This window comes from Vibrio sp. HDW18 (assembly GCF_011306175.1).
GTDB classification, from domain to species: domain Bacteria; phylum Pseudomonadota; class Gammaproteobacteria; order Enterobacterales; family Vibrionaceae; genus Vibrio; species Vibrio chanodichtyis.
The window spans coordinates 1,039,685-1,060,537 of sequence record NZ_CP049913.1; the positions used below are offsets into that span (position 1 = coordinate 1,039,685).

General features: G+C 48.7%; 14 protein-coding genes, 3 tRNA genes and 3 rRNA genes. 8 read left to right on the plus strand and 12 right to left on the minus strand.

Annotated features, from left to right (window positions below; translation table 11 throughout):
* The first annotated feature begins 49 nt into the window (after positions 1–49).
* Both G7083_RS04975 and pssA read left to right on the plus strand, forming a co-directional pair.
* The gene (locus tag G7083_RS04975; protein WP_166013828.1) at positions 50–484 is read left to right on the plus strand and encodes a GNAT family N-acetyltransferase; all 435 of its coding nucleotides are present in this window, start codon (positions 50–52) and stop codon (positions 482–484) included.
* A gap of 82 nt (positions 485–566) precedes the next feature.
* The gene (gene pssA, locus G7083_RS04980; RefSeq protein ID WP_166013829.1) at positions 567–1,907 is read left to right on the plus strand and encodes a CDP-diacylglycerol--serine O-phosphatidyltransferase; all 1,341 of its coding nucleotides are present in this window, start codon (positions 567–569) and stop codon (positions 1,905–1,907) included.
* A 229-nt stretch (positions 1,908–2,136) separates the two neighbouring features.
* Here the strand turns inward: pssA and G7083_RS04985 are convergent.
* The 11 genes from G7083_RS04985 to trxA all read right to left on the minus strand — a co-directional run bounded on the left by G7083_RS04985 (position 2,137) and on the right by trxA (position 12,789).
* Positions 2,137–2,213: transfer RNA gene (locus G7083_RS04985), tRNA-Asp, on the minus strand.
* A 33-nt stretch (positions 2,214–2,246) separates the two neighbouring features.
* Positions 2,247–2,362, minus strand: a 5S ribosomal RNA gene (gene rrf / locus G7083_RS04990).
* A gap of 111 nt (positions 2,363–2,473) precedes the next feature.
* A 23S ribosomal RNA gene (locus tag G7083_RS04995) occupies positions 2,474–5,360 on the minus strand.
* A gap of 286 nt (positions 5,361–5,646) precedes the next feature.
* Positions 5,647–5,722 (minus strand) — tRNA-Ala (locus tag G7083_RS05000).
* Positions 5,723–5,730: 8 nt separating this feature from the next.
* Positions 5,731–5,807: transfer RNA gene (locus G7083_RS05005), tRNA-Ile, on the minus strand.
* Between the two features lie 62 nt (positions 5,808–5,869).
* Positions 5,870–7,427 (minus strand): 16S ribosomal RNA (locus tag G7083_RS05010).
* The 16S, 23S and 5S rRNA genes sit together here with 3 tRNA genes alongside, the layout of an rRNA operon.
* Positions 7,428–8,021: 594 nt before the next feature.
* On the minus strand, positions 8,022–8,732 hold the full coding sequence (gene fre / locus G7083_RS05015) for an NAD(P)H-flavin reductase (protein ID WP_166013830.1): 711 nt from the start codon (positions 8,730–8,732) through the stop codon (positions 8,022–8,024).
* Between the two features lie 15 nt (positions 8,733–8,747).
* Positions 8,748–9,017, minus strand: a complete 270-nt coding sequence (locus G7083_RS05020; protein WP_166013831.1) for a 2Fe-2S iron-sulfur cluster-binding protein — start codon at positions 9,015–9,017, stop codon at positions 8,748–8,750.
* Entirely contained in the window at positions 9,014–10,855 is a 1,842-nt protein-coding gene (gene ubiD / locus G7083_RS05025; protein WP_166013832.1) for a 4-hydroxy-3-polyprenylbenzoate decarboxylase, read from the minus strand. The genes G7083_RS05020 and ubiD overlap by 4 nt, the downstream gene beginning before the upstream one ends.
* 150 nt (positions 10,856–11,005) lie before the next feature.
* Positions 11,006–12,265 carry a transcription termination factor Rho gene (rho, locus tag G7083_RS05030; RefSeq protein WP_166013833.1) on the minus strand — a complete coding sequence of 420 codons (1,260 nt, stop codon included), beginning with the start codon at positions 12,263–12,265 and terminating at the stop codon, positions 11,006–11,008.
* A 197-nt stretch (positions 12,266–12,462) separates the two neighbouring features.
* Positions 12,463–12,789, minus strand: coding sequence for a thioredoxin TrxA (trxA, locus tag G7083_RS05035; RefSeq protein WP_001280783.1), 327 nt, complete (start codon positions 12,787–12,789; stop codon positions 12,463–12,465).
* A gap of 111 nt (positions 12,790–12,900) precedes the next feature.
* On the opposite strand from trxA, the gene rhlB reads away from it, so the two are divergent.
* Together rhlB and gppA are read left to right on the plus strand one after the other, a co-directional pair.
* Positions 12,901–14,211: an ATP-dependent RNA helicase RhlB gene (rhlB, locus tag G7083_RS05040; RefSeq protein WP_166013834.1), complete on the plus strand. Its 1,311-nt coding sequence runs from the start codon at positions 12,901–12,903 to the stop codon at positions 14,209–14,211.
* 7 nt (positions 14,212–14,218) lie between these two features.
* Entirely contained in the window at positions 14,219–15,712 is a 1,494-nt protein-coding gene (gppA, locus tag G7083_RS05045; RefSeq protein ID WP_166013835.1) for a guanosine-5'-triphosphate,3'-diphosphate diphosphatase, read from the plus strand.
* A 16-nt stretch (positions 15,713–15,728) separates the two neighbouring features.
* Here the strand turns inward: gppA and G7083_RS05050 are convergent, their stop codons facing one another.
* The gene (locus G7083_RS05050) at positions 15,729–16,919 is read right to left on the minus strand and encodes a 3-phenylpropionate MFS transporter (protein ID WP_166013836.1); all 1,191 of its coding nucleotides are present in this window, start codon (positions 16,917–16,919) and stop codon (positions 15,729–15,731) included.
* Positions 16,920–17,232: 313 nt separating this feature from the next.
* Between G7083_RS05050 and aroQ the strand changes: the two genes are divergently transcribed.
* From aroQ to prmA, 4 genes are all read left to right on the plus strand, one after another.
* Positions 17,233–17,682, plus strand: coding sequence for a type II 3-dehydroquinate dehydratase (gene aroQ / locus G7083_RS05055; protein WP_166013837.1), 450 nt, complete (start codon positions 17,233–17,235; stop codon positions 17,680–17,682).
* 60 nt (positions 17,683–17,742) lie between these two features.
* Positions 17,743–18,201 (plus strand): acetyl-CoA carboxylase biotin carboxyl carrier protein, encoded by a 459-nt coding sequence (gene accB, locus G7083_RS05060; RefSeq protein ID WP_166013838.1) that lies wholly within the window; start codon positions 17,743–17,745, stop codon positions 18,199–18,201.
* 14 nt (positions 18,202–18,215) lie between these two features.
* The gene (accC, locus tag G7083_RS05065) at positions 18,216–19,559 is read left to right on the plus strand and encodes an acetyl-CoA carboxylase biotin carboxylase subunit (protein ID WP_166013839.1); all 1,344 of its coding nucleotides are present in this window, start codon (positions 18,216–18,218) and stop codon (positions 19,557–19,559) included.
* Positions 19,560–19,837: 278 nt separating this feature from the next.
* Positions 19,838–20,725, plus strand: a complete 888-nt coding sequence (gene prmA, locus G7083_RS05070; protein WP_166013840.1) for a 50S ribosomal protein L11 methyltransferase — start codon at positions 19,838–19,840, stop codon at positions 20,723–20,725.
* Positions 20,726–20,853: the final 128 nt, after the last annotated feature.

Here is a 20,853-nt window from a genome sequence, read left to right on the forward strand (position 1 = left end):
TTAAACTGGCTACATTCTACCCCAGATCACCAATAAGCACGAAAGACCAATGTTAGAGTTTCAGCAATTTGATCCGAGCAAACTTCCACTCATCAAACGTTTTTATAAAATGTATTACCCAGCAACGAAACCTAAGCGTGATGAGTCGATCATTGTCGGATTAGATAAAACAGAAATCATCGCGGTGGTACGTTTTCGTACCGTGGGATCATCTCGTTTACTGACCGGAATGGCGGTAAAAACGGAGCAACGCCAACAAACAATTGGCCAACAACTGCTCCGTTATTGCCAAATCGAATGGCTTGATCAGACAACATTTTGCTTCGCTTACTCCCATTTAGTCGATTTTTATCAGCACGGTGGTTTCACACCAGTGGAGCCATCCGCTTTACCAACTGAACTGGAAACGCTTTATCAGCGTTACTTGCAATCCGGCAAGGATCTCATTCCGATGCAATATCAAGACAAGTTATGTCAAGAATAGTCGCCATTTCTAGCCTTTTCTTAACCAGTTTTGGTAATATCCACTGCTCGCAATTTTGCACACAACAAGGTAATGCATCCCAATGATTGCTCGAAGAAACCCTCTCGAACAACTACCAGCGATTGCGCAGGAGCCTGACAAATTTGGCATACTGCTCTCCGCTGCGGAATTTCGAACTCATTTGGTCGAATCGATTCGTCAGGCGCGCAAACGTATCTACCTGGTTGCCCTTTATTTAGAAAATGATGATGCAGGTCGTGAAATTCTCACCGAACTTTACGCGGCCAAACAACGTAACCCAGGACTTGATATTCAGTTGTGTGTTGACTGGCATCGCGCGCAAAGAGGCTTAATCGGAGCTGCAACCTCAGAAGGTAATGCCGCGATGTATCGCGAATTTGCCCAACAATATGAGCATAGTATTCCCGTTTATGGGATCCCAGTAAGGGGACGCGAAGTTTTTGGCGTGTTACATCTTAAAGGCTTCATCATTGACGATCAGGTGATTTACAGCGGAGCTAGTCTCAATAACGTTTATCTTGCTTATCATGACCGTTATCGTTTCGATCGCTACCATACTTTTGAAAACATAGCGCTTGCCGACAGCATGGTTAAATTTGTCCAACAAGAAATGTTAGCTCACCCAGCGGTCAACAATCTTGCTTGTGACCATAAGCCGACCACTAAAGAAATTAAATCAGATATCCGCCAGTTCCGCGCCTCACTTGCCCAAGCAAATTACCAATTTGAGCAGCAAAAAATCACCCAACAGCAGGTTGCAGTTACACCATTAGTCGGGCTTGGACGCCGTAGAAACCGACTCAATCAAACCATAATCCAACTTTTAGCATCCGCTAAGGAAGAAGTATTCATCTGTACACCATATTTCAATTTCCCACCAAGCATTGCTAAGGAAGTGAAAAAAGCGCTACGCCGTGGGGTCACAGTGCATATTGTGATCGGTGATAAGACAGCGAATGATTTCTATATCGCGCCAGAAGAGCCGTTCAAAACGATTGGTGGTCTACCTTATTTATACGAGTTGAACCTACGTCGTTTTGCTAAAGTCAATGAAGCGCATATCGCTAGCCGTAAGCTCTCCATTCATCTCTGGAAACACGAGCATCATAGCTTCCATCTGAAAGGCGTTTGGATCGATAAGCGTCACATGCTGATCACTGGCAATAACCTCAATCCTCGAGCCTGGAAGTTAGACCTGGAAAATGCGCTTTTGATCCGTGATGAGCACCATCTGCTGACAGATAAGTTTACCGCCGAAATCGACAATATCCTGCACCATACTCAGTTTATCTGTACTTATAAGCAAATTGAAAAACTCGAACAGTATCCAGAAAAAGTGCAGCGTTTAGTACGTAGAATTATGCGCTTAAAAGCGGATAGACTACTTAAACAGATACTCTAGCCAGCTCAAGATTAACCCATCCCACCACCAAACCGATGCCTTGTGCATCGGTTTTTTATTCACCGGATGAAGGGGCACGCATGATGGTCACTGACTGTCGGGGAAGCACAGCGGTAAAACAAGGAGATAAGGCCAGAGAGCCCAATACATCGCCGGCCAGAGTGTCAAGCGTAGAGAGCAAATAGCCAATAGCAAAAAACCCAGTCCGAAGACTGGGTTTCATAATAAGTGGCGGAGCGGACGGGACTCGAACCCGCGACCCCCGGCGTGACAGGCCGGTATTCTAACCAACTGAACTACCGCTCCGCTGTCTGGTTAGCGCTTGGTGCTAAATTAAAAGCCTGGCGATGTTCTACTCTCACATGGGGAAACCCCACACTACCATCGACGCTGTTTCGTTTCACTTCTGAGTTCGGAATGGAGTCAGGTGGGTCCAAAACGCTATGGTCGCCAAGCAAATTCTTTCTCTCTATTTCTAGAGAATAATCTGGAAAGCTGTCTTCGTTCTCTCAACACATTCTTATGCGCTTAGCTTTGAGTCCACTACAAAACCCCTTGGGTGTTGTATGGTTAAGCCTCACGGGCAATTAGTACAGGTTAGCTCAACGCCTCACAACGCTTACACACCCTGCCTATCAACGTTCTAGTCTCGAACAACCCTTTAGGACAGTTAAACTGTCAGGGAAGACTCATCTCAGGGCTCGCTTCCCGCTTAGATGCTTTCAGCGGTTATCAATTCCGAACTTAGCTACCGGGCAATGCGTCTGGCGACACAACCCGAACACCAGAGGTTCGTCCACTCCGGTCCTCTCGTACTAGGAGCAGCCCCCTTCAATCTTCCAACGCCCACGGCAGATAGGGACCGAACTGTCTCACGACGTTCTAAACCCAGCTCGCGTACCACTTTAAATGGCGAACAGCCATACCCTTGGGACCGACTTCAGCCCCAGGATGTGATGAGCCGACATCGAGGTGCCAAACACCGCCGTCGATATGAACTCTTGGGCGGTATCAGCCTGTTATCCCCGGAGTACCTTTTATCCGTTGAGCGATGGCCCTTCCATTCAGAACCACCGGATCACTATGACCTGCTTTCGCACCTGCTCGAACCGTCATTCTCGCAGTTAAGCGGGCTTATGCCATTGCACTAACCTCACGATGTCCAACCGTGATTAGCCCACCTTCGTGCTCCTCCGTTACTCTTTGGGAGGAGACCGCCCCAGTCAAACTACCCACCAGGCACTGTCCTCAACCCCGATAAGGGGCCTAAGTTAGAACATCAAACATACAAGGGTGGTATTTCAAGGACGGCTCCACGACAACTAGCGTCATCGATTCATAGCCTCCCACCTATCCTACACATGTAGGTTCAATGTTCAGTGCCAAGCTGTAGTAAAGGTTCACGGGGTCTTTCCGTCTAGCCGCGGGTACACTGCATCTTCACAGCGATTTCAATTTCACTGAGTCTCGGGTGGAGACAGCGTGGCCATCATTACGCCATTCGTGCAGGTCGGAACTTACCCGACAAGGAATTTCGCTACCTTAGGACCGTTATAGTTACGGCCGCCGTTTACCGGGGCTTCGATCAAGAGCTTCGCTTGCGCTAACCCCATCAATTAACCTTCCGGCACCGGGCAGGCGTCACACCGTATACGTCATCTTGCGATTTTGCACAGTGCTGTGTTTTTAATAAACAGTTGCAGCCACCTGGTATCTGCGACTCTCGTCAGCTCCATCCGCTAGGGACTTCACCATCAAGAGCGTACCTTCTCCCGAAGTTACGGTACCATTTTGCCTAGTTCCTTCACCCGAGTTCTCTCAAGCGCCTTGGTATTCTCTACCCGACCACCTGTGTCGGTTTGGGGTACGATTTCTGACTATCTGAAGCTTAGAGGCTTTTCCTGGAAGCAGGGCATCAATGACTTCACTGCCGTAGCAGCTCGACGTCGTGTCTCAGCCTTACAAAGAGCCGGATTTGCCTAACTCTTAAGCCTACGCACTTGAACCAGGACAACCGTCGCCTGGCCCACCTAGCCTTCTCCGTCCCCCCATCGCAATAGTCAAAAGTACGGGAATATTAACCCGTTTCCCATCGATTACGCCTTTCGGCCTCACCTTAGGGGTCGACTCACCCTGCCCCGATTAACGTTGGACAGGAACCCTTGGTCTTCCGGCGAGGAGGTTTTTCACCCCCTTTGTCGTTACTCATGTCAGCATTCGCACTTCTGATACCTCCAGCAAACCTTACAGTTCACCTTCAACGGCTTACAGAACGCTCCCCTACCCAATATCTAAAAGATATTGCCGCAGCTTCGGTGTATTGCTTAGCCCCGTTACATCTTCCGCGCAGGCCGACTCGACTAGTGAGCTATTACGCTTTCTTTAAATGATGGCTGCTTCTAAGCCAACATCCTAGCTGTCTGAGCCTTCCCACATCGTTTCCCACTTAGCAATACTTTGGGACCTTAGCTGGCGGTCTGGGTTGTTTCCCTCTCCACGACGGACGTTAGCACCCGCCGTGTGTCTCCCGGATAGTACTTACTGGTATTCGGAGTTTGCAAAGGGTTGGTAAGTCGGGATGACCCCCTAGCCTTAACAGTGCTCTACCCCCAGTAGTATTCGTCCGAGGCGCTACCTAAATAGCTTTCGGGGAGAACCAGCTATCTCCGAGTTTGATTGGCCTTTCACCCCTAGCCACAAGTCATCCGCTAATTTTTCAACATTAGTCGGTTCGGTCCTCCAGTTGATGTTACTCAACCTTCAACCTGCCCATGGCTAGATCACCCGGTTTCGGGTCTATATCCAGAGACTGAACGCCCAGTTAAGACTCGCTTTCGCTACGGCTCCCCTATACGGTTAACCTTGCCACTGAATATAAGTCGCTGACCCATTATACAAAAGGTACGCAGTCACACCACGAAGGTGCTCCTACTGCTTGTACGTACACGGTTTCAGGTTCTATTTCACTCCCCTCACAGGGGTTCTTTTCGCCTTTCCCTCACGGTACTGGTTCACTATCGGTCAGTCAGGAGTATTTAGCCTTGGAGGATGGTCCCCCCATATTCAGACAGGATATCACGTGTCCCGCCCTACTCGATTTCACGCTCGATGAAGCGTCGGTTACGGGGCTATCACCCTGTTTCGCCAAGCTTTCCAGCTTGTTCACCTACTTCAACGAGTGCTTAAGGGCTAATCCAGGTTCGCTCGCCGCTACTACCGGAATCTCGGTTGATTTCTTCTCCTCGGGGTACTTAGATGTTTCAGTTCCCCCGGTTTGCCTCACTAGACTATGAATTCATCTAGTGATAACTGCTTATGCAGCTGGGTTTCCCCATTCGGAAATCGCAGACTCAAACGGCTCTTACTGCCTCATCTGCGCTTATCGCAAGTTAGTACGTCCTTCATCGCCTCTGACTGCCCAGGCATCCACCGTGTACGCTTAGTCACTTAACCATACAACCCGAAGGAGTTTCGGGTTGTTGTTTAAACAACCTAAGTTGTCTCGCGTTTATTTACATGAGTGCGAGACAGATTTTGCCGGACTCAAATTTTGAACAAGACCTTAGCCTTATTCGATACCAAGCACACTTGAATGTGTTGTTGGTGTTTATCTTTCGATAAACATTGAGAACTTTACAAACAACAAACGAATTTGTTGTTTTGTCAGCTTTCCAAATTGTTAAAGAGCAAGATTCATCAAGAACCATTTTTAAACATTCTCAGCGAAAACGCTTAAAGATGGTGGAGTTATGCGGGATCGAACCGCAGACCTCCTGCGTGCAAGGCAGGCGCTCTCCCAGCTGAGCTATAACCCCATCGTTAGTGGTGGGTCTGAGTGGACTCGAACCACCGACCTTACGCTTATCAGGCGTACGCTCTAACCACCTGAGCTACAGACCCACTTCATGCTCAAATCTAAACCATATCAATCTGTGTGGACACTCATCACGATAATCATCGTGTAAGGAGGTGATCCAGCGCCAGGTTCCCCTAGCGCTACCTTGTTACGACTTCACCCCAGTCATGAACCACAAAGTGGCAAGCGTCCTCCCGAAGGTTAAACTACCTGCTTCTTTTGCAGCCCACTCCCATGGTGTGACGGGCGGTGTGTACAAGGCCCGGGAACGTATTCACCGCAACATTCTGATTTGCGATTACTAGCGATTCCGACTTCATGGAGTCGAGTTGCAGACTCCAATCCGGACTACGACGTACTTTCTGAGATTCGCTCCACCTCGCGGTATCGCTGCCCTCTGTATACGCCATTGTAGCACGTGTGTAGCCCTACTCGTAAGGGCCATGATGACTTGACGTCGTCCCCACCTTCCTCCGGTTTATCACCGGCAGTCTCCCTGGAGTTCCCACCATTACGTGCTGGCAAACAAGGATAAGGGTTGCGCTCGTTGCGGGACTTAACCCAACATTTCACAACACGAGCTGACGACAGCCATGCAGCACCTGTCTCAGAGTTCCCGAAGGCACTCCAGCGTCTCCGCTAGATTCTCTGGATGTCAAGAGTAGGTAAGGTTCTTCGCGTTGCATCGAATTAAACCACATGCTCCACCGCTTGTGCGGGCCCCCGTCAATTCATTTGAGTTTTAATCTTGCGACCGTACTCCCCAGGCGGTCTACTTAACGCGTTAGCTCCGAAAGCCACGGCTCAAGGCCACAACCTCCAAGTAGACATCGTTTACGGCGTGGACTACCAGGGTATCTAATCCTGTTTGCTCCCCACGCTTTCGCATCTGAGTGTCAGTATCTGTCCAGGGGGCCGCCTTCGCCACCGGTATTCCTTCAGATCTCTACGCATTTCACCGCTACACCTGAAATTCTACCCCCCTCTACAGTACTCTAGCTTGTCAGTTTCAAATGCAACTCCTAGGTTGAGCCCAGGGCTTTCACATCTGACTTAACAAACCACCTGCATGCGCTTTACGCCCAGTAATTCCGATTAACGCTCGCACCCTCCGTATTACCGCGGCTGCTGGCACGGAGTTAGCCGGTGCTTCTTCTGTCGCTAACGTCAAATCATAACGCTATTAACGCTACAACCTTCCTCACGACTGAAAGTACTTTACAACCCGAAGGCCTTCTTCATACACGCGGCATGGCTGCATCAGGCTTGCGCCCATTGTGCAATATTCCCCACTGCTGCCTCCCGTAGGAGTCTGGACCGTGTCTCAGTTCCAGTGTGGCTGATCATCCTCTCAGACCAGCTAGGGATCGTCGCCTTGGTGAGCCATTACCTCACCAACTAGCTAATCCCACCTGGGCATATCCTGACGCGAGAGGCCTTACGGTCCCCCTCTTTGGTTATCTTCGTTTATAGAAAACAACATCATGCGGTATTAGCCATCGTTTCCAATGGTTATCCCCCACATCAGGGCAATTTCCCAGGCATTACTCACCCGTCCGCCGCTCGCCACCCAAGGAACAAGTTCCTCTGTGCTGCCGCTCGACTTGCATGTGTTAGGCCTGCCGCCAGCGTTCAATCTGAGCCATGATCAAACTCTTCAATTAAAAGTTTTTTGAAGCTTTCGCTTCGGCTCAATGAATACTGACTTTAAATTACCTTAGTAATTCAAAGCTATTATCGTTCCAACAGAACGATAATGAATTGACTGTGCCAAGACTTGCGTCTCGTTTGGTCACTCAGTTCATTGATTAATCTTTTTGAGATTATCATCAACGAGTGCCCACACAGATTGATTGGTTTATATTGTTAAAGAGCGTTTTGCTTCGGCTTTCTTACCGAAGAGGCTGTGCATTCTAGCGAGATAATGGTCAGTGTCAAACACTTTTTTTCATCTTTTTGCATCGAAGCGTTTTGCCTAACTGACTGGCCCGAAAGCCTTGCGGCGTCTGCCGTGTCAGTGAGGTCGCATTATAGAGATCAACTTCACACTGGCAAGTGTTTTTTGAGAAAAAATACAAAAATAACGCTCAAGCGCTTAACTTACGCGCAAAGGCTTATTTATCCCACTTTACTCATAGATTAAGCACAAGTTATCCACAGATAAATTATTCTGTGGTTATTTAAACAACAATAAACAACAGAGAGCCTTACCTTTCCAGTAAGGCTCCTATCTCATTCCCTATACTTAGGCGCGGTATTTAAATAAAAGCGTAAGCATCGGCAAACATTCGATCACGTCGAGCTTGTTTGTTTTGAGTAAATTGTTCACGTGCCGCCGCAGCCATGTCGAAACGTCCGGCTATATAGATGTCAAAATCAGCCAAACTGACAAAATCACCATTAACAGCTTGCAGTACATTGCCGACTTTTCCTGTCCAGCCATCTTGCACTTGCTCGATCACTGCGACAACCTGCAAGTGAGAATATTGCTTGGCAAGCTCTTGCAACTCATTCAGTGCGTAAAGCTGTGCCGCATCACGAGCGCCCCAATAAAGATGGATCGGCTGAGTTTTACCTTGCATCAGACAAGCATCTAAAATGGAACGCACATAGCTAAAGCCAGTGCCCCCCGCAATCAACAACAATGGGCGATCACTCTGTTGCAACCCCGCATTGCCATGTGGCATGTCAATTTTAATCGTCGTGTGATTGAGATATGCTTGTTGAAACGCCTCCACCACTTGGTGTGCAAAGGCACTGTGATCCGCGGCACCAATATGCAGCTCTAATTCCCCACTCGCCCGCGATGGGCTATTGGCTATCGAAAACGGTCGCTTATCGTTGTCATCCATTACCACCATTAAATACTGTCCCGCTTGATAAGCGATCGCCTGCTCTGGCTGCAATAAAACTTGGTAAGTATGGGTGGCGAGTGGTTGCACAGAATTGACTTGGCATTGAATTATCATTGAACTTCCTCTGGCTTACTCTTTAAAGGTCAGCACTAAATCAGTGGTCGCGTAAGCTTGACAGGCAAGTATCCAACCTGTGGCTTTTTCTTGTTCGGTCAGTAACGGTTCGAGTTGATACTCCACCTCACCGTCAACCAACTTACATAAGCAAGCCGTACAAATTCCAATTTGGCAGCGGTGAGCAAAGGCTATCTGCTGGTTGAGCGCAGCATCAAGCACCGTTTGATCCGGATGGATTGTAAATTGTTTTTCGCTAGGCAGTAAGCGGACGCTGTTCATCATTCGATCCCAAGCTTACTCCATAAATGATCAATTTTAGCGACCAACGCGGGAGCTTTGCGGATCGGTTTGCCCCATTCACGGGTCACCTCGCTCGGTAGCTTATTGGTGGCATCAAACCCAAGCAGATCTTGACTCGCGACCCGCAGGCTATCTCGCGCCGGATCCATGCGTGTCGTCATCGCCCAGATCACATCATTCCAGTCATCAATATCCACATCGTCATCACACAAAATAACAAACTTAAGCGGTGTATAAGCGCCTAACTTATCGATCACACGCTGCAGTACCTGTTGCCCCTGCCCAGCTTGTCGCTTATTGATTAGCAATAGTGCGAGCTGACCTTGGCCAGCATCGGGTAACGCCACGTCCAAAATATCCGGTTCATCTGCCAGTAGACCTTTGATGAGGTCAACCTTCAGCACTGTATGACTAGGGATTTCAGCGTTTGTCGCCAGCGCGAGCTCGGCATCCCATTTACGGGTCGCATCTAATCCCATCTTCGAGCCTAAACCCGCCACTGGTGAAGCAAAGTCCAGCGAATCAATTGGCGTATGCTCAATAAATAACGTATCGCGCTGCGGAGACATATTGCCCACCATCGCCTGCACCACTTGTGACCAATCGCGTGCATTCACTTGCTCATCACATACGATGACAAACTTGGTATACATAAACTGGCGCAAAAACGACCACACCCCGAGCATGACTCGCTTAGCATGCCCTGGATACTGCTTCTTGAGTGTCACAATCGCCATGCGGTACGAGCAGCCCTCAGGAGGCAGATAGAAATCGGCAATTTCAGGAAATTGCTTTTGTAAGATAGGCACGAAGACTTCATTAAGCGCCACACCGAGCACCGCAGGCTCATCCGGTGGACGTCCGGTATAAGTGCTGTGATAAATAGGCTGTTGACGCATGGTCATGTGAGTGATGGTGAACACATGATGGAGTTCCGCCTCATTATAGTAGCCGGTGTGATCGCCATACGGACCTTCAGCGGCAAATTCGTTAGGATCGATATAACCTTCGAGCACGATTTCAGCACTGGCTGGCACGTCGAGATCATTACTGATCGACTTAACTACTTCGGTACGGCTGCCACGTAGCAGCCCAGCAAACGCGTATTCAGATAATGTATCAGGGATGGGGGTCACTGCGCCAAGAATGGTGGCAGGATCGGCACCAAACGCGACACTGACTGGAAAACGTTCTCCGGGGTGTTTCTCGATCCAGTCACGTAAGTCTAACGCCCCACCACGATGCGCCAACCAACGCATGATCACTTTATTGCGCGCAATTTTTTGCTGACGATAAATCCCCAGATTTTGGCGCTTTTTATGAGGACCACGCGTAATAGTCAATCCCCAAGTTAGTAATGGCGCAACATCCTCTGGCCAACAGCTCATCACTGGGATTTTATCGAGATCGACCTCATCATCTTGCCAGACAATTTCTTGGCAAGGTGCACGCCGCAGCCGCTTGACAGGCATATTGAGAACTTGTTTAAAAATCGGCAGTTTTTCGATCAGCTCTTTTAGGCCACGAGGTGGCTCTGGCTCTTTAAGATAAGCCAACCATTGGCCAACATCGCGTAGCTCTTGCACCTGCTGTCGCCCCATGCCCATCGCCACTCGCTCTGGGGTACCAAACAAATTGGTCAACACAGGAAAATCGTAACCTAACGGATTTTCAAACAGCAACGCTGGCCCTTTGGCACGCAACGTTCGATCACTGATCTCGGTCATTTCATAATGCGGATCAATCGGATCGGTGATGCGTTTTAATTCCCCACATTGCTCTAAATAGTCAAGAAAATCTCGTAAGTCCTTAAAATTCATAGGTCTGATACTCATTGACAGCGATGCTATCAGTATAACAAAGCCCATGATTTTTCCGCGCGCTTTATTGAACCAAGATCGATCAATTTCAGCTCAAACAAAAACACCACCGCAAGGGTGGTGTTTGAGAGCATGATCAATCAGTAACAACTATTGACGACGCATCGCATCGAAAAACTCATCGTTAGTTTTGGTCATCGCCAATTTATCAATCAGGAATTCCATTGCATCACTTTCGCCCATTGGGTGAACGATTTTACGCAGGATCCACATTTTTTGTAGCTCATCGGTTTTAGTGAGCAGTTCTTCACGACGCGTACCTGAACGGTTAAAGTCGATAGCTGGGAATACGCGTTTTTCGGCAATCTTACGGTTCAGGTGCAGCTCCATGTTACCTGTACCTTTAAACTCTTCGTAAATGACCTCATCCATCTTCGAACCGGTATCAACCAGAGCGGTCGCGATGATGGTCAAGCTACCGCCTTCTTCAACATTACGTGCCGCACCGAAGAAGCGCTTCGGACGATGTAATGCGTTGGCATCCACACCACCGGTTAATACTTTACCTGATGCTGGCACAACCGTGTTGTAGGCACGCGCTAAACGAGTAATCGAATCGAGCAAGATCACTACATCTTTTTTATGCTCAACCAGACGTTTGGCTTTTTCAATCACCATTTCGGCCACTTGTACGTGACGTGAGGCTGGCTCATCAAACGTTGAAGCAACCACTTCGCCTTTGACCAAGCGCTGCATCTCGGTAACTTCTTCTGGACGCTCATCAATCAGCAGCACCATTAATACGCACTCAGGGTGATTGCTGGCAATACTTTGCGCAATATTTTGCAGCAACATAGTTTTACCCGCTTTTGGCGGAGCAACAATCAAACCACGCTGACCTTTACCGATCGGCGCTGCAAGGTCGAGAACGCGTGCGGTGATATCTTCCGTTGAACCGTTACCACGCTCCATCACCATACGTTCATTGGCATGCAGAGGGGTTAAGTTTTCAAACAGGATTTTATTGCGTGCGTTATCTGGGCGATCATCATTGACCGTGTTGACTTTGAGCAGCGCAAAGTAACGCTCACCTTCTTTAGGTGGGCGAATTTTTCCGGCAATTGAATCACCGGTACGTAAATTGAAGCGACGAATTTGGCTCGGTGACACATAGATGTCGTCTGGACCTGCCAGGTATGAACAGTCTGCACTACGTAAGAAACCAAAACCGTCTTGAAGAATTTCCAGAACCCCATCGCCAAAAATGTCTTCACCACTTTTTGCGTGTGCTTTGAGAATTGCGAAAATAATATCTTGTTTGCGTAGACGTGCCAGGTTTTCAAGGCCCAGACTTTCGCCCAGCTTAACCAGATCAGACACAGGGGTGTTCTTCAGTTCTGTTAGATTCATTGTGGTGGATACTTATTTAGTCAAAAAGGATTGTTGTTAAATTAAGATAGACATGGCCTTAGGATTGACCAAGAAGTGAACAACTGTTTAATTAACGTGCGATAAACTAGCACTAAATATTAGCCTAGTCTAGAAATTGTTTTTTGCCAAAAACAAAACCGTACATATTGCTATGTACGGTTTGGCGGTTTGACTGATTACAGGTTCGCGTCAAGGAACTCTTTCAGTTGAGTCTTGGATAGCGCACCCACTTTGGTGGCTACCACACTGCCATCTTTAAACAGTAACAGGGTTGGAATGCCGCGGATACCAAACTTCGGTGGCGTTCCAGCGTTATGGTCAATATTCAGTTTGCCGATAGTGAGTTTGCCTGCGTATTCATCCGCAACTTCATCTAGGATAGGCGCAATCATTTTACAAGGACCACACCACTCCGCCCAGAAGTCGACTAGAACCGGGCCTGCAGCTTTGATTACATCGTTCTCGAAACCGTCATCGGTTAGCTGCAAAATTTTGTCACTCATCTTTCACTCCAATGTAATTTTCTGCACTGGTGATAACTCAACCAGTAAATAGATGCTCTATTGGAATGTATTTACTTCCGTATTGCAAGCGTAAGCTGATATTCTATAGCGATGAAAAAGACGCATATCACAGAGCATAAGTTCGCCGACTTTGGTTTACAACCACAAGTCATTGATGGACTGGAAAAAAAAGGGTTTGTTTACTGCACCCCTATCCAAGCATTGGCGTTGCCGGTACTGCTCTCCGGCCAAGACATCGCAGGCCAGGCCCAAACAGGGACTGGTAAAACGCTCGCGTTTCTCACTGCTACCTTCAACCATTTATTAACCACACCAGCAGCTGAAGGTCGAGCGGAAAATCAACCGCGCGCCATTATTATGGCCCCCACTCGCGAGCTGGCGATCCAAATCTTTAATGATGCGGAGCCACTATTAGCAAGTACCGGTCTAAAAGCTGCACTGGCTTATGGTGGCGAAAGCTATGATAAGCAGTTAACTAAGCTGCAAAGTGGCGTGGATATTCTGATCGGCACCACCGGACGGATCATCGATTTCTACAAACAGCGCGTGTTTAACCTCAACCACATTCAAGCGGTTGTGCTTGATGAAGCCGATCGCATGTTTGATCTGGGCTTTATTAAAGACATTCGATTTTTGTTCCGCCGCATGCCTGAGCCAAAAGATCGTCTCAATATGCTGTTCTCTGCGACACTCTCTTACCGTGTACAAGAGCTGGCGTTTGAGCATATGAACAATCCTGAACATGTAGTGGTCGAGCCGGAACAAAAAACGGGTCATCGCATCCAAGAAGAACTGTTCTATCCATCGAATGATCACAAAATGGCACTGCTACAGACATTGATCGAAGAAGAGTGGCCAGATCGCGCAATTATCTTCGCCAATACTAAACATCGTTGTGAGCAGATTTGGGCGCATTTAGCGGCAGATAGCCATCGTGTTGGTTTATTGACTGGCGATGTCCCTCAGAAAAAACGTGAGCGCATTTTAGAGCAATTCACTCAAGGTGAAGTGGATATTTTGGTCGCCACCGACGTCGCCGCGCGTGGTTTGCATATTCCGCAAGTGACCCACGTATTTAACTACGATTTACCAGATGATTGTGAAGACTACGTTCACCGCATTGGTCGTACTGGGCGTGCTGGCGAAAGCGGCCACTCAATCAGCTTTGCTTGTGAAGAGTACGCGATTAACTTGACTGAAATTGAGAGCTATATTGAACACTCAATTCCAGTGTCCGATTACGATCCAAGCGCACTATTAACTGATTTACCTGCGCCACTCAGCCTGCGTTCATCGCCACAACAGCGACGCAACAACACAACAGGCTCACGCAACAATAACGGCAATCGTAAACCGCAGCAACGCCGCCCGCGCGCGCCTCGTCCGAAAAAGGACGCGTGATGTCGCTATGAGCCAAGTCGTTTCTTCACCGCTGTATGCTGCGATTGATCTAGGTTCCAACAGCTTTCATATGTTGGTCGTGCGTCATATCGATGGCAGTGTGCAGACGATGGCCAAAATCAAACGCAAAGTACGTCTAGCCGCAGGTTTAGATGAACATAACGTCTTGAGCTTAGAAGCAATGCAAAGAGGTTGGGATTGTCTCAGCCTCTTCGCTGAACGACTGCAAGATATTCCCAGCCATAATATCCGCATTGTCGGCACCGCAACACTACGCACGGCTAGCAACGCAGCGGATTTTCTCACTACCGCTAACCAAATTTTAGGTCATCCGATCGAAATCATTTCTGGTGAAACTGAAGCGGCAACCATCTACAAAGGGGTGGCGCATACCTCTGGTGGCTTAGGCTGTCGCCTAGTGGTGGATATTGGTGGTGCAAGTACCGAGTTGATCATTGGTGAAGACTTTGATGCCAAGGCGCTGACCAGCTTAAAAATGGGCTGTGTCACTTGGTTAGAGCGTCATTTTAAAGATCGTCAACTCACCACCAGCAACTTTGAGCACGCAATTAGTGCCGCTAAACAGATGCTGGAGCCGATCCTCGCACACTATACCCAGCTCGGATGGAATGTGTGTGTGGGTGCAAGTGGCACCGTACAGGCATTGCAAGAGATCATGCTAGCGCAAGGCATGGATGAGGTGATCACGCTTGCCAAACTCAAGCGGCTACAAAAACAAGCCATGCAAGCCAATCATCTGGAAGAACTGGATATCGAAGGCTTAACCCTTGAACGTGCGCTGGTTTTTCCAAGCGGTTTATCAATCCTGATCGCGATTTTTGAATCGCTCAATATTGAAGCAATGACTCTGGCTGGCGGCGCACTGCGCGAAGGCTTAGTCTATGAAATGGTGCAGAGTTTACGTCAAAATGATATTCGAGCGCGTACTGTACACAGCTTGCAAACCCGCTATCAAATTGACCGCGCTTATGGGCAGCAAGTCGCTACACTCGCGAGCAAACTGCTTGCCCAATGTGGCGGTGCTTGCTGGGTCAGCGAACCACAAGCTGAGATGTTACTGCGCACAGCGGCACAACTGCATGAAATCGGTCTCAGCATCGATTTTAAAAAAGGCGGCGAACACAGCGCTTATCTACTGCAGCATCTCGATCTTCCTGGCTACACTCGCGCACAAAAGCACTATTTAGCCGAAGTAGTACGCCGCTATCGTGAGCCACTAACGCTATTGCCTGAGCAATATGCACTCTCTGCCACCAGCGCTAAGCGTGTTCTGCGTCTGCTGCGCCTTGCGGTCTTACTCAGTCATCGTCGCAATCCCTCGCTAGAGCCGGACATCAAACTCAGTGCTCAAGACGATAGCTTGATACTGAGCATTGATGGGGATTGGCTGGCTAAAAGCCCTCTCACGCGTACCGAACTCGAGCTTGAGGCAAATCGCCAAACCGATACTGGCTGGCCACTCTCGATAGAGTGCTGGTAATTAATCACCAACCATTTTAAAGCGACGTTTCAGGTTGTGCATGCACCGTATCGCCTTCTGACGCTGCCGATGTCGGGTTATCAATCGGCAGCAATAATGCTAAAGCCCCCATTGCCGCCATCACCCAAAACACGGCAGCCCCCCAATGCTCATAACCCCAGCCACTCAACGCTGTCATCCCTGCAATCACCGCGCCAAGTGGAATTGCGTTATACAACGCTTGCAAAGCCACCATCTTATTTTGTGCCACTTGCTGGATATATTGAATCGCCGCAATATGCGCAATCGCAAAGGTGACGCCATGCAACAGTTGAATGGCGACTAAAGCCACAATCATCGTAGTCGAAGCGGTCAGCCCCCAACGAGCCATTACCCCAAGGGCTGCCACAAAAAATAGTGAACGCAGACTCCAACCCGAGAACCAGCGCCGACTAAATGCAAATACCAGCACTTCTGAGACCACGCCCAGACTCCATAAATAACCAATAATATCTTCCGAGTGGCCAGCCTGCTTCCAATAGATCGAACCTAGGCTGTAATACGCGGCATGGCTACCTTGGAGCAGTGCAATCAACAAAAGAAACTTAACAATCGGCCACTCGGCCAGCAATTGGGTCAACTTGGGGCGCTGCATGTGATCTTGCTGCTCGGTCACCGGCATCGGCGTGGTCTTACGAAAACCAAGCAACAACGCAGCAGCCATGCCAACTAATGCCGTATATAAAATCATCGAACTTCCCCAGTGAGCGACCAAAAAGCCGACCACTGTAGATCCGGCAATAAACGCCACCGATCCCCATAGGCGAGTGCGCCCATAATCCAGCATTTTTAGCTTAGAGTAGTAGTTCGCCAAAGCATCTGAAAGCGGCAAAATCGGCCCACAGCATAAGTTAAATAACACCGTAGCCAGCGCCATTAACCAAAAACTTCCACCTGTAAAAAAATGCAAGCCAACAAATAACAAGCCAGCAAAACTCAGCCAACGTAAGGCTGGCATCAGCTGCTCAACGCGATGCAAACGTGGGGTCAACAATAAATTAGCAGCACAGCGAGTAGCAAAGCCAATCCCCACCAACATACCAATATCGGTTGCCGAAACACCTTGGTCCGCAAACCAAAGTGACCAAAATGGTAAATAAACGCCATAGGCAAAGAAAAAACCGATGAAATACTGCGAAATCCAGCCATAAGGAGAGGGGGTTAACATGATCATGCCTAATCAAAAGGGAGAGAAAAACACGCACATTATGCATGTCGATGGAGCGTTCAAAAAGGGAAGATTCACCGGTTGCGTATTTCCCAGTTATCAACAACGGCAGCTGATTTTGTTGACTGCACTGCACAATTAAATGGTAAAACTAGGTGATTAGACCAGTAAATTGCTGCCATTTGTTATGAATTAGCTATAATCGTGGGCAATTTACTAAAATCCGCGAACTTTTGATAAAAACTTTATGTCGAATAAGTCCATTTATGGGAAACTGCTTATTCACCACACAATAAAGGAAGATGGCTACACAATGACTGCAAACTCTCGCATTCTTGTTCTAAATGGACCAAACCTCAATTTATTAGGTTTGCGTGAGCCTGCCCATTACGGCTCGCAAAGCTTAGAGCAGATCGTCGCCCAATTGCGCGATCTGGCGCAAAATGCTGGCATTGAGTTACAACATCTACAATCGAACCGCGAATATGAACTGATTGAAGCAATTCACCAAGCCTACGGCAAAGTGGATTTCATCATCATCAATCCCGCGGCTTTCACTCATACCAGTGTTGCGCTACGCGATGCACTGCTTGGGGTGGCCATTCCTTTTATTGAAGTGCATTTATCGAATGTTCATGCTCGCGAACCCTTCCGCCATCACTCCTACTTGTCAGATAAAGCACAAGGGGTGATTTGCGGTTTAGGTGCGCAAGGTTACCAATTTGCTCTGTCTGCCGCGATCCGCGCATTGCAGACTCAGTAAGCAAGAAACTCTACAGCCCTGCGGGGCTGTCTTACTCACAAGATGAAAGAGAAAGAAATAATGGATATCCGCAAAATCAAAAAGCTTATCGAGTTGGTTGAAGAGTCTGGCATCGCAGAACTGGAAATTTCTGAAGGTGAAGAGTCCGTACGCATCAGTCGTTATGGCGTGCCAGCTCCAACCGCTCAAGTGCACTATGCCGCAGCACCTGCACCCGTTGCCGCACCAGCGCCTGTAGATCAAGCAGCGGCGGTAACCGAAGCACCTGCAGCCAAAGTGCCAGCAGGTCACCAAGTACTTTCACCTATGGTCGGTACTTTCTACCGCTCACCAAGTCCTGAAGCGAAATCCTTCATCGAAGTAGGTCAAAGCGTTTCAGTCGGTGACCCATTGTGCATCGTTGAAGCGATGAAAATGATGAACCAGATCGAAGCGGACAAATCCGGCGTCGTGACCGCGATCCTAGTCGAAGATGGTCAACCAGTAGAATTCGATCAACCGCTTGTTGTTATCGAATAATCGAGGCCACTTCTATGCTAGATAAAGTAGTCATCGCAAACCGAGGCGAAATTGCCCTACGTATTCTGCGCGCATGTAAAGAATTGGGCATCAAAACTGTTGCCGTCCACTCAACCGCAGACCGTGACTTAAAACACGTCCTGCTGGCGGATGAGTCGATCTGTATCGGTCCGGCGAAAAGCATCGACAGTTACCTGAATATTCCACGCATCATCTCGGCGGCGGAAGTCACGGGCGCTGTCGCGATCCACCCAGGTTACGGCTTTTTGTCAGAAAATGCCGATTTTGCAGAGCAAGTCGAGCGTAGTGGTTTTATCTTTGTCGGTCCGAAAGCGGAAACCATCCGCTTGATGGGTGACAAAGTATCGGCCATCACCGCAATGAAAAAAGCCGGTGTCCCTTGTGTACCGGGTTCAGACGGCCCACTGGATAACGACGAAGCCAAAAATAAAGCGCACGCCAAACGCATCGGCTACCCCGTGATCATCAAAGCCTCTGGTGGCGGTGGCGGTCGTGGCATGCGAGTAGTGCGTAACGAAGCTGAACTGACTAAATCGATCCAGATGACGCGCGCCGAAGCCAAAGCCGCCTTCAACAACGACATGGTGTACATGGAAAAATTCCTTGAAAACCCACGTCACGTTGAAGTGCAAGTGATCGCCGATGGTCAAGGTAACGCAATCCATCTTGGTGAGCGTGACTGCTCCATGCAGCGTCGCCACCAAAAAGTGGTCGAAGAAGCGCCAGCACCGGGTATCACCGAAGAGATGCGTAAATTCATCGGTGAACGTTGTACTCGTGCCTGTATCGAAATAGGCTATCGTGGTGCAGGTACTTTCGAGTTTCTGTACGAAAATGGTGAATTCTACTTCATTGAAATGAACACCCGTATTCAGGTTGAACATCCAGTGACGGAAATGATCACTGGCGTTGATCTGATCAAAGAGCAGCTGCGCATTGCCGCTGGCCAGCCACTGTCGTTCACCCAAGAAGACATTAAAATCCGTGGTCATGCGATTGAGTGTCGGATCAACGCAGAAGATCCTGAGCGTTTCCTGCCTTGTCCAGGTAAGATTGAGCGTTTCCACACCGCCGGTGGCATGGGTGTACGTTGGGAATCGCACATTTACTCTGGCTACACCGTACCGGCGCACTACGATTCGATGATCGGCAAACTCATCACTTACGGTGAAAACCGTGATGTGGCGATTGCGCGCATGCGTAACGCACTCAATGAGATGATTGTGGAAGGGATCAAAACCAATATCCCACTGCAACAAGTGATCATGCAAGATGAAAACTTCCAACATGGTGGTACAAATATCCACTATCTGGAGAAAAAACTCGGCATCAAGTAAGCCGCGGTTTTTATTCTCATCGCGCATAACCCAATCAACGCTCCCCAAACGACTTAGCGTTGCAGGTAGGCGGTAAGTGAGTGAATCCCCATGAGCATAGGCAGACTATGTGATTGGGGTGAACGAACCTAGCCAACACCGCTGCAGCTTCAAGTTTGCAGGGAACAAAGCCCACTTCGGTGGGCTTTTTGTTTTATCTCTGACCACTTTCTGGCCTGAACATCATCAGCAAATCTGCTACACTCTGCGCCAATCTAAACCCGATGAGATCTTAAGCCATGCCTTGGATTCAAATTAAACTCAATGCGACCAACGACAACGCCGAAGCGATTGGCGATATGCTGATGGAACAAACTGGTGCCGTGTCAGTCACTTTCCTCGATGCCAAAGATACGCCGGTCTTTGAACCGTTACCAGGCGAAACCCGCCTATGGGGCGATACCGATGTGGTCGCGCTGTATGAAGCGGATATGGATACCTCGCTGATCCTGGAACAAATCAAAACCAGCAACATGCTCGCTGAAGGTTTTGCTCACAAAGTCGAGCAAGTAGAAGACAAAGACTGGGAACGCGAATGGATGGACAACTTCCACCCAATGCAATTTGGCCGTCGCCTTTGGATCTGTCCAAGCTGGCGTGAAGTACCCGATCCTCAAGCGGTCAACGTGATGCTCGATCCTGGCTTAGCATTTGGTACTGGCACCCACCCTACCACCGCATTGTGCTTAGAATGGCTGGATCATCTTGATCTGAGTGGCAAAACCGTGATCGACTTTGGTTGTGGATCCGGCATCCTCGCGATTGCCGCGATCAAACTTGGCGCAGCGAAAGTGATCGGGATTGATATCGATCCACAAGCCTTACTGGCTTCGAAAGATAACGCCGCGCGTAATGGCGTCGAAGATCAAATCGAAGTTTACCTACCAAAAGACCAACCAGAAGGCTTACTGGCCGATGTGGTAGTGGCTAACATTTTGGCCGGCCCACTACGTGAGCTTTCACCAATCATCAAAGGACTACTCAAACCCGGTGGCCAACTGGCGATGTCCGGCATCTTAGATACCCAAGCCGAAAGCGTAGCAGAATTCTATCGCGCCGATGTCAAACTTGACCCGATCGCCGAGAAAAGCGAATGGTGCCGCATTTCTGGTCGTAAGCTAGGCTAGATAAGACTTTGTGGTCTAATTGACTGATAAATCGGCTATTTAGCAAAACAAATCGCCAATGCTCAAATATTAGTCTTTTCAGACTTCAAAAAAATGCGTAAAATGCGCGCCCTTGCTAGTACGAAGCT